We start from the raw sequence: 10,213 nt of genomic DNA on the forward strand, positions 1-10,213 counted from the left end.
ATCAAACCTCTGCATGTCTATTCGATGTGATCGAATAGATCAGCGTTTCCCTAATAGAAATCTCCAAGCGTTTGAAGCGGGCTTTACGTGAAGAAGATACGGCGGCACGCCTGGGCGGGGATGAATTTATTTTATTGTTACCCGGTAACAATGCACGCGGCGCGGCACAAGTTGCGCAAAAAATACTGGGAGTCATCTCAGAGCCATACAAGAGCAAACACTATGATCTGATCGTGACCGCATCAATCGGCATTGCCCTCTACCCTGATGATGGTTCGGATATGGATACACTCTCAAAGAATGCCGATATCGCAATGTATCAGGCAAAACATGAAGGTCGTAACGGTTATCGATTTTTTACTGCAAAAATGCAGGTACATGCAATGCGTAACTTACAATTAGCCAACGCCTTGCGTTATGCGCTAGAGGGCAATCAGTTTCAAGTATATTACCAACCACAGGTATCCATTAGAAATGGATATATCATCGGCGCGGAAGTCTTGCTACGATGGCACAATCCAACATTGGGCAATGTATCGCCTAACGAATTCATCCCGGTCGCGGAAGATTGCGGCGTTATCTTATCAATTGGGGAATGGGTCTTGCGCTCGTCTGTAATGCAGCTAAAACGCTGGATTGATAATGGTCACCCGCCTATCATCATTGCGGTCAATTTGTCAGCAGTACAGTTTCGTCACCCCAATTTGCTCGATATGGTCACGCTCATTCTGAAAGAAGCGCAGCTGCCTCCTGAGTATCTGGAGCTGGAATTAACCGAGGGAGCAGCAATGCACGAACCGCTTAAGGCGATTGCGGTAATGAATAATTTGCATGAACTCGGCGTGCAAATGTCGATTGATGATTTTGGCACAGGTTATTCATCACTCAATTACCTGAAGAAATTCAAAGCATATAAGCTCAAGATTGATCAATCATTTGTGCGCGACATTAATACCGATCTGGAAGATAAAGCTATCGTTGCTGCGATTATCAGCATGTCGAAGAATCTTGGCCTGAGAACTATTGCTGAAGGCGTAGAGACAAGCGAACAACTCGCTTTTTTGCGCGAACAGGGCTGTGATGAAGCGCAAGGCTATTACTACAGCAAACCAGTACCTGCTGAGCAGTTTGAATGCTTGTTAACAAATACTACAATGTAATCGGACTGCTGCGCCAAATCGACGATAGTCGTTTGCATCGTTATGCTTAATTTCTTGCTGGATTGCGATGGTACTCGTGCCGCCGGCTTATTTTCAGTCAGTTTCTCTATTTTTACTGAGGCAGTGTACTGTTTATCGTCACGAGCGATCTCATCGCCGATTTGAGATTACTCTGCGAGTAAATCTGATAATATTTTTTATTTCGGGATGAAAATATATGATTATTGTTATCTCACCGGCCAAAACGCTGGATTTTGAAACCCCACCCATCACTCGGGAATCTACACAGCCTATCTTTCTCGATGATTCCGCCAAGCTGATTGATGCGCTCCGGGAACTGGAACCGGATCAAATCTGCCAATTGATGTCAATCAGTCCCAAGCTGGGCATTTTGAATTCAAACCGTTACCACACCTGGAAACGCCCGTTTACGTTGAAGAATTCCAAACAAGCCATTTTCGCATTCAGAGGAGATGTGTATACCGGCTTGGACGCCGTGACAATGAATGCCGCTGAATTGGCCTTTGCACAAGATCATTTGCGTATTTTGTCTGGGTTATATGGTTTGTTGCATCCACTGGATCTGATACAACCGTATCGGCTGGAAATGGGCACTCAATTTAAAAACTCGCGCGGCAAAAATTTGTATGAGTTCTGGGGCGACAAAATTACCCCAGCACTGAATCAAGATTTAAAGCAACAGAAAGATAGTATTCTAATTAACTTGGCATCCAATGAATATTTTCAGTCCATCCAAACAAAAAATCTGGAAGCGCGTATCATTACCCCTGTTTTTAAAGACGAAAAAAATGGAGTTTATAAAATCATCAGTTTTTTTGCTAAAAAAGCCAGAGGTATGATGAGCCGCTATATCATCCAGAACAAACTCACAGACCCCGAGACCATTAAAGAATTTGATGTTACAGGCTATCAATTTGATGAAAAAAACAGTACTCAAGATGAATGGATTTTCACTCGTGCAGAATCGAAGGCTGCATGATTTACAATGCACAATCTTGTAGATTTTTAACAGCAGAATGCCATGACTAATCAACAGCTCATTGAGTTGGCCAGAAAGTACGTGACATTGTCCAACGATCACGACCTTGCGCGCATAAAATGCTTGTTTGCAAGCAATGCCACCTACCACTCCGCTTATTTCGGCACATACCAAGGTAGCGATGCCATTCATACTATGATGACCAGCTTTTTCGCGCGCTTTCCCGATGTGCATTGGGAAGTCCTGGAATATCTCAACAATGAAAAAAATAGTGTGGAATTCGCATTTACCATGACCGGCACGGATATCTCTACCAGTGAATCAGTGACACGACATGGGCTGGAACGCATTTACTTCACCTCGGGCGGACTGATTCAGCATATCGCGGTTTGCAAGCCGGGAAATTAACTCGCGCGACTTTGTCTAGACTTATTGCGTCTAACTTAAACTAGGCCCTAGTGATAGCTGCAGCATATTTCTCTGATCCAACAAAGCTTTCTATGATGAAATTTCAATCGACATATCACGTTATTTTGGGAATCGAATGATAATTGGGTTGACCACAACATGATCATCGCAGAAAGTGGCTTTTCCAAATTTAAGTACTTTCTCTTTGACATTAATCGTTCATCGATTGGGATCTTAAAGCTACCAACATACTTTGCGATTCCAAGAAACAGCCCGACGAATGGTGCTGCTCCTCATTGTTTGCAAGATTTTGTAAAAATCCAGTTACCCGAGCGAGAATACAAGGTGGAATATGAACTTCTCAGTGACCGGGCCGTGCGTGGAAATGACCTAAAATTTCTCCTGATCGACGGAGAAAAGATCTTGGCATCGGCAAATGTATATGTTTTAAAAAAGACAAGATGGGAAATTGATGTGAATAATCAACGCTACAATTTAGTGAAAAGAAGCAATTGTTTTAATATGCGTTTTGACCTCTTCCAGAACGGGCAAAAAATTGGCCACATCTATGACGTAACAGGCTTTACATTTTGGAAACGGACTTTCGAAATAGATTTGCCCTCCGAAATACTAAGCGCTGTTCAGATTTTTGTATTCTTCTTATGCATCAACGCTACGTTTCGCTGAATGTTAACCTAACCACATGCACTGCATGCCGCGCTGGATCCAAATATTGGCCCACAGATAAACAAGCACCGAGACGGGAAATCCGGTCAAAAGAGAAATAACGAGCGCATGAACTGATCAATCATGCATTTGATCGATACCTCTATCAAGCCGTATAGCCCCATCATCTGGTAAAGATGACTGCCAGACTAAACTCGGAATAGCACCTTACAATCTACCTGCCAATGGAAACCATTAGATAAAAAACAGGGTTTCCCCAATATACTCATTGCATTAAGTGCAGTTATTATGACAGTCATCAATTTATCACTGAAGGAGCTGATCATGAAAGCACAAAAATTCTTAGCATTAATCTCTGTTTTGGCATTTAGCTTAACTGTTTCGTCAGTGTTCGCAGTAGAAGGTATTGATGACAATAACCATGCCGCATTGGCGCAATATTATGAAAGTGTCGCCAAGGAAACTGAAACAAAATTGCAAGAAAATAAAGCAGCACTCGAAGAATACGAAGCACGTCCTTATTACTATGGTAGACGAGGACAGGATTTTAAATCACACACCACCGCGAATATTCGCGAATACGAGGTAGTGTTGGCAGAAAGCATTAATAGTGCAGACCTGCATAAGAAAATAGCAATGGATCAAGGTAATCCAGCAGTCAACAAAGCGCGGCTTAATCTTAATGAAGACGCACCAGTAATTAGATAATTTAGGCACAACCCAATTGGATCTGTAATAGATTCAACTGAGAGCTAACAGCCATCGGGCGCCCGATGGCTGTTTTCTTATTTCCATTTCCGATAGCGATTTTCTTCATCACTGTGATAGTGAAACTATTTTGACCTCATCGTCGATATTGGGTTATCTCGTATCCCCCGAAACCAAACATTTGGTTGCAAATCAAATATTAAACTGAATTTTGCTCACGTCGGCATGGCCGAGCGTTCAGCAACATATCATAAAAGAATATAGTACCTACATTGCTTCAGTCTCATGCAGCATGATTGACGCACCTCCCCCACTCCGGCATGATGCAAATCCTTTGATGCACAGCATCTGTTGCAAATTTATCATCACTAGAATTTAAATTCTATGACCATTACTCCCAATCGCGAATGGGCTTTGATTGTTGGTCCTTTGCTTGCAATCGCTATGTTCTTTGCCATGTCACAATTTGGTTGGGAAGAATACGCCTGCTGGACCGGGGCTGTGGCCATTCTGTGCGTGGTTTGGTGGGTTTTTGAGCCGATCCCTATTCCTGCAACCTCCATTATCCCGCTAGCGGTTTTCCCGCTCCTTGGCGTATTACCGCAGGAAAAAATAGCCATGGCGTATGGCAACGAGCTGATTTTGTTGATGCTTGGCGGCTTTATCTTGTCAGCAGCAATGGAGCGTTCCGGCGCACATCGGCGGATTGCGCTCGGGATGGTCAATCTTGTCGGTGGAACCAGCAGCCGTCGGATTGTACTGGGATTTATGGTGGCCTCTGCTGTGTTAAGCATGTGGATATCGAATACTGCAACGACGTTAATGATGCTACCAATTGCACTAGCGGTCATTGCACAGAGTCCGGATAAAAAATTAGCCATCCCTTTGCTATTGGCGATTGCCTACGGCAGCAATATTGGTGGTCTGGGAACGCCCATCGGCACACCACCGAACTTGGTCTTCATTCAACAATATGAGAATTTTACCGGAATAGCGGTGAGTTTCTCACAGTGGATGAGCTGGGGATTACCCGTCGTGGTGATCTTTATCCCGATTGCCGGGCTGTGGCTCACGCGCAAACTGGATTATCGCGGCGTATTGGTGATTCCTCCGGCGGGTGATTGGCGCCCCGAAGAACGTCGCGTACTTATTATTTTTGGTTTGACTGCCTTAGCATGGATTACACGTCTTGAACCATTCGGCGGCTGGAGTACTTGGTTTGACCTCAAAGGCGCGAATGATGCGATTGTCGCATTAGTTGCTGTGGTGATTTTGTTTCTGGTACCTAACGGTCGCGGCAGCAAGTTGCTCGACTGGGAAACTGCAGAGAAAGTACCCTGGGGCATTCTCATCCTGTTTGCTGCAGGCATTTCCATTGCCCAAGCCTTTGTCGAATCCGGATTATCTCGCGCAATCGGCGATCAATTGGCAGTTCTCGCCAGCTTGCACCCACTGGTAATCATTGCCGTCATCACACTAAGTGTGACTTTTCTTACCGAAGCCACCAGTAACACCGCAACCACAATATTGTTGATGCCGATTCTGGCGCCCGCTGCGTTGGCGGCAGGCATTGAGCCAAGCCTGCTGATGGTGCCCGCTGCAATGAGTGCGAGTTGCGCCTTTATGCTGCCCGTTGCCACCGCACCAAACGCCATCGTCTTTGGCAGCGGTCACATCTCTATTGCCAATATGGTCAGAGAGGGGGCGGCATTGAATTTTATCGGTGCTATGGTGATTACGCTGGTGTGTTATTTCTTGGTTGCATAACAAATCCGAAGTTTGAATGGATAGCACAGATAATCGTTGAGGCTAAAAGACTAACAAAGTCAAAAATAGCCTTCAGATAACACCCACGTTTTCCATCCGGCCAAGCATAGAAGTGTAAAAAACGCGGCTAATAAATCATCGAACATGACGCCAAATCCACCTTTTAAGTTACGATCGTAATAACGGATGGGCTGGGGCTTGACAATATCAAACAGACGAAACAATGCGAACGCAGCCAATTGCCAGGCCCAGTGATCCGGGGTGAAATATAATACCAAGAGGAATGCCACAGTTTCATCCCACACCATGCCGCTATGATCAGGCTCTCTCAGTGCTTTGCCAGTTAGACCACATGCCCAAATGCCTATGATAAAAAGGATATCAATAAGCAACAAAAGATAAAAAGGGCTAAGATAATGATTAAACAATGAGAATAATGGAAAAGCGACCAGTGTTCCCACCGTTCCTGGTGCAATAGGACTTAATCCGGCTCCACCGGAGAATGCAATCATATAGGCAGGATGGCTGTAGAGAAAATCCACATTCGGTCGGATTGGTGGAGGTGAAGCACTGGATGGATTGTGAATATCAGATTCTGAAATGGTCATATCCTTGGGTTTCCAAAGTCATTGTGTTTCCCTGTGCGTCTTTCACAATTAAACCTGTGCCGGAATAAATCTCGCCAATGCGGTTGAGCGAGATGGCCAACTCGGCAGCAAGCGTTTCAATCTTCCGGCGATTTATTTTCGGCGCCGTAAAACATAACTCATAATCATCGCCGCCAGCCAGCAAGCAACTCATTGCTACTGATTGCTGGCGGTATTTCCTCAATACTGGGGAGCATGGTATATCGGTCAGATTAATCCAGGCTGCTTTTCCGGAGGCAGTCAAAATGTGCCCCAAATCGGCCATCAATCCATCCGAGATATCGATGGCACTATGCGCCAGGCCAATCAAACGCTGACCAAGCTCCACTCTAGCAGTCGGCGTCAGGAGCGCTGGCAAACATTGCTCAATCTCAACGGGATGCAAAGTGAATTGCCGCAATTCATGCTGTAGCGCCAAGGCCGCATCACCTATTTGACCGGAAACCCAAATGTCATCGTCCAGCTTGGCGCCACTTCGACGTAATGCTTTACCTGCTGTAACTTCACCGATAATTTGTATCCCGATATTCAGCGCCCCGGCGGTAGTGTCTCCTCCGATCAACTCGATTTGGTGTAAATCAGCCAGTGCAAAGAAACCATCGCTGAATTTAGATAGCCAAGCAATATTTTGCTTAACCAAGCCTTCCGGTAATGTTAGAGTCAATAATGCCCAGCGCGGTTTAGCACCCATTGCGGCCATATCGGACAAATTAACCGCCAGGGATTTATGCCCGAGCTTGTAAGGATCAGCTTCAGGAAAGAAATGTTTACCACATACCAACGTATCCGTTGAAATGGCTAATTCGATCCCTGTTGTTGCTGCAATCAGTGCTGCGTCATCACCGATTCCCAGTACTACGCTCGTTGTAGTCCGCTGAAAATAACGACCGATAATATCGAATTCTGAATGCATGCTGGGAAACTACACGCGATTTTTAGTCGCCTTTTGCGTTTGAATCTCAACGCTACGCAATCGAGCAGCCAGTTTATCCAGTACGCCATTTACGTATTTGTGTCCGTCACTACCCCCATAGGTTCTGGCTAATTCAATCGCTTCATTGAGAATGGCACGATAAGGAATTTCCGGATGATGACTTAACTCGAACGTACTCAATAATAAAATTGCAAACTCTACCGGACTCAGCTCATTGAGAGGTCGATCCAAGCAAGGTTGGATGATTTTCTCCAATTCATCCACACTTTGCAAAGCACCCTGCAACACATGGGTAAAATGTTTTTCGTCGACATGCCTGAATTCGTCGGACTCGCGCAACTGCTGTTCGATAAAACTCGTTGTGCCGCCCGCAGTACGCCATTGATAGATGCCCTGCAATATAAATTCACGCGCGATCCGACGACGGCTTTTATACTTCTCCGTTTTTTTGTCTGCGGAAGAGCTTGTGTCAGGAAGTGTACCGTTCATATCTCGAATTCATCAATTCTGATATGCAAATTAGCCACTTCCAGCGCAACTTGGGCTGCTTCCATGCCTTTAGTACTCATCCGTGCAATCGCCTGATCTTCATTATCAGTCGTCAATATGCCATTAGCGATAGGAATTTCAACTTCGAGTTGCACCATGAGCAAGCCACGCGCGGATTCGTTGGCAACTACTTCGAAATGATAGGTATCACCGCGTATCACCGCACCCAGTGCGATCATCGCATCAAATTGATCGGACATAGCCATTCTTTTCATCGTGAGCGGAATTTCTAATGCACCCGGTACCGTTACAATGAGAATATTTGAATCCTGCATACCCTTTTTTTTCAGCTCCGCGGTACAAGCGCTCAACAGCCCTTCACCAATATCAATATTAAAACGGCTCATGACAATACCCACGCGTAAATCTGATCCATCCAGATTCGGTTCAAATTCAAGAATATTGTCATAATATGGCATACCAGGCTCCTGTTTATTTAGCATAACTGATTAATATAAAGTTAAATATTACCCGTGTGTCTCAACATAACTCGTCACTTCTAATCCAAATCCTGTCACACTGGGCATTTTTCTTGGGGTTGCCATTAAACGCATTTTTCCCACATTAAGATCTTTAAGTATTTGTGCACCAATACCATGATCGCGTAAATCTGTCTTAATCGCATTGGGGAAATGAGGCCGCTGCAACTGGATGCGTTCGATCAGTTTGGCTGAACTTTCTTTTCGATGCAACAGTACGATAACACCACACCCTGCCTCAGCAATCAATTTCATCGCAGCATGAATACTCCAGGAATGCGTACTGTCATGAATATCCAATAAATCAATCACTGACAATGGTTCATGCACACGCACCAATGTTTCGGTTGCGGGATTTATTTTACCTTTGACCAATGCCAAATGAGTCATATGCGTTATCTCATCACGGTAGGCCACTAACTGAAACTCGCCATACAAAGTTTGGATGACGCGCTCAGCAACACGGGCAACTAGGCTTTCGGTTTGATTACGGTATTCGATTAAATCCGAGATCGCACCAATTTTAAGTTGATGTTTATGCGCAAACGTTATGAGATTGGGCAACCGTGCCATACTGCCATCTTCTTTTAGAATTTCGCAGATTACCGAAGCCGCAGTCAAACCCGCCATCCTGGCTAAGTCGCAACCCGCCTCGGTGTGTCCGGCACGCATCAGCACTCCGCCTTTCTGGGCCATCAGCGGAAAAATATGCCCGGGTTGCACAATGTCTTCTGGTTTCGCATCTTTATTAACAGCAGTTTGAATGGTGCGCGCACGATCCGCAGCCGAAATACCCGTAGTGACGCCACTGGCGGATTCAATGGAAAGTGTAAAATTGGTACCCAGCGGCGCACGATTAGAAGATACCATTAAAGGCAGATCTAACTGATGGCATTTTTCTTCGGTTAAGGTTAAGCAAATCAACCCTCGGCCATGGGTAGCCATAAAATTGATGGCTTCCGGTGTTACAAAATCAGCAGCAAGAACCAAGTCGCCTTCATTCTCGCGATCTTCCTCATCAATCAGGATGACCATTTTACCCAGCTTCAGATCTGCAATGATCTCCTGAATCGCACTGATACTCATATTCATTTTTTCCGAATGACGTTAGATATTTAACAACTTTGCCACATAGCGCGCCAACATATCAGTTTCTAAATTTACACGTATTTCTGGCGCCAGCTCATTTAAAGTGGTCATCGCTAAAGTATGCGGAATAAGATTGATAGAAAACTCATTACCTTCAACTTGATTAATTGTCAGGCTAACGCCATTCACTGTGATCGAGCCTTTATGTACCAGGTACCGCAATATTGAATCTGGTGCCCGAATGATCAACTCATAACTCTCTCCAGCGGGCTCAAATTTAATTACGATACCAATTCCATCCACATGGCCACTAACCAAGTGGCCACCCAATCGGTCCGACAAGCGCAAAGCTTTTTCCAAATTGACGCGCATACCGGTTTGATTAAGCCCTTGAGTACAGTTTAGTGTTTCTTGCGAAACATCCACGGTAAATTTATTAACGGTCAATGAAGTAACCGTGAGACAGACACCGTTCACAGCAATGCTATCACCGACATTCACATCGCTCAGATCCAGCTCCCCAGTAAAAATACTTAGGGATAGCCCATTATTGCTATGATCCATGTTGGGTTGAGCCTGAGTTATTTCACCCACTGCTTGTATGATTCCGGTAAACATCTCGCTACGTATTAATTTTGAATGGCAAAAAGAGGCATCAAGGACTGTAAATCAATGTTCATTCAAAAAACAGTTTGCTAGAGCTGTTGCAAGTATACCTTGCTGAAATCGTAAATACTTAGTCGTCCCTGAAAAATTCCCGTCAATCGCTATCTTGCGAGCAGCAG

At 44.8% G+C, this 10,213-nt stretch carries 12 protein-coding genes; 6 read left to right on the forward strand and 6 right to left on the reverse strand.

Annotated elements, in window-relative coordinates:
• The first annotated feature begins 59 nt into the window (after window positions 1-59).
• From QZV86_RS12390 to QZV86_RS12415, 6 genes are all read left to right on the forward strand, one after another.
• Window positions 60-1,160, forward strand: a complete 1,101-nt coding sequence (locus QZV86_RS12390; RefSeq protein WP_295628675.1) for a bifunctional diguanylate cyclase/phosphodiesterase — start codon at window positions 60-62, stop codon at window positions 1,158-1,160.
• Between the two features lie 217 nt (window positions 1,161-1,377).
• On the forward strand, window positions 1,378-2,160 hold the full coding sequence (gene yaaA, locus QZV86_RS12395; protein ID WP_295628644.1) for a peroxide stress protein YaaA: 783 nt from the start codon (window positions 1,378-1,380) through the stop codon (window positions 2,158-2,160).
• 42 nt (window positions 2,161-2,202) lie between these two features.
• Window positions 2,203-2,568 carry a nuclear transport factor 2 family protein gene (locus QZV86_RS12400; RefSeq protein WP_295628647.1) on the forward strand — a complete coding sequence of 122 codons (366 nt, stop codon included), beginning with the start codon at window positions 2,203-2,205 and terminating at the stop codon, window positions 2,566-2,568.
• Between the two features lie 159 nt (window positions 2,569-2,727).
• Window positions 2,728-3,255: a hypothetical protein gene (locus QZV86_RS12405; protein WP_295628650.1), complete on the forward strand. Its 528-nt coding sequence runs from the start codon at window positions 2,728-2,730 to the stop codon at window positions 3,253-3,255.
• Between the two features lie 324 nt (window positions 3,256-3,579).
• Complete coding sequence (locus QZV86_RS12410) at window positions 3,580-3,963, forward strand: hypothetical protein (RefSeq protein ID WP_295628655.1); 384 nt, start codon at window positions 3,580-3,582, stop codon at window positions 3,961-3,963.
• Window positions 3,964-4,347: 384 nt separating this feature from the next.
• Window positions 4,348-5,730, forward strand: coding sequence for an SLC13 family permease (locus QZV86_RS12415; RefSeq protein WP_295628657.1), 1,383 nt, complete (start codon window positions 4,348-4,350; stop codon window positions 5,728-5,730).
• A 59-nt stretch (window positions 5,731-5,789) separates the two neighbouring features.
• On the opposite strand, the gene QZV86_RS12420 is transcribed toward QZV86_RS12415, so the two are convergent.
• Genes QZV86_RS12420 through QZV86_RS12445 form a run of 6 tightly spaced genes read right to left on the reverse strand, consistent with a single transcriptional unit; the run spans window position 5,790 to window position 10,046 of the window.
• Entirely contained in the window at window positions 5,790-6,338 is a 549-nt protein-coding gene (locus tag QZV86_RS12420) for a phosphatidylglycerophosphatase A (RefSeq protein ID WP_295628660.1), read from the reverse strand.
• Window positions 6,319-7,290, reverse strand: a complete 972-nt coding sequence (thiL, locus tag QZV86_RS12425; protein WP_295628663.1) for a thiamine-phosphate kinase — start codon at window positions 7,288-7,290, stop codon at window positions 6,319-6,321. The genes QZV86_RS12420 and thiL overlap by 20 nt, the downstream gene beginning before the upstream one ends.
• Window positions 7,291-7,299: 9 nt before the next feature.
• Window positions 7,300-7,800 carry a transcription antitermination factor NusB gene (nusB, locus tag QZV86_RS12430; protein WP_295628666.1) on the reverse strand — a complete coding sequence of 167 codons (501 nt, stop codon included), beginning with the start codon at window positions 7,798-7,800 and terminating at the stop codon, window positions 7,300-7,302.
• Window positions 7,797-8,279 (reverse strand): 6,7-dimethyl-8-ribityllumazine synthase, encoded by a 483-nt coding sequence (ribH, locus tag QZV86_RS12435; protein WP_293006154.1) that lies wholly within the window; start codon window positions 8,277-8,279, stop codon window positions 7,797-7,799. Before ribH ends, nusB begins: the two co-directional genes overlap by 4 nt.
• Before the next feature lie 48 nt (window positions 8,280-8,327).
• Window positions 8,328-9,425, reverse strand: a complete 1,098-nt coding sequence (ribBA, locus tag QZV86_RS12440; RefSeq protein WP_295628678.1) for a bifunctional 3,4-dihydroxy-2-butanone-4-phosphate synthase/GTP cyclohydrolase II — start codon at window positions 9,423-9,425, stop codon at window positions 8,328-8,330.
• Window positions 9,426-9,446: 21 nt separating this feature from the next.
• On the reverse strand, window positions 9,447-10,046 hold the full coding sequence (locus QZV86_RS12445) for a riboflavin synthase (RefSeq protein WP_295628671.1): 600 nt from the start codon (window positions 10,044-10,046) through the stop codon (window positions 9,447-9,449).
• Window positions 10,047-10,213 lie beyond the last annotated feature (167 nt).

This window comes from uncultured Nitrosomonas sp., assembly GCF_902826915.1.
Lineage (GTDB): Bacteria > Pseudomonadota > Gammaproteobacteria > Burkholderiales > Nitrosomonadaceae > Nitrosomonas.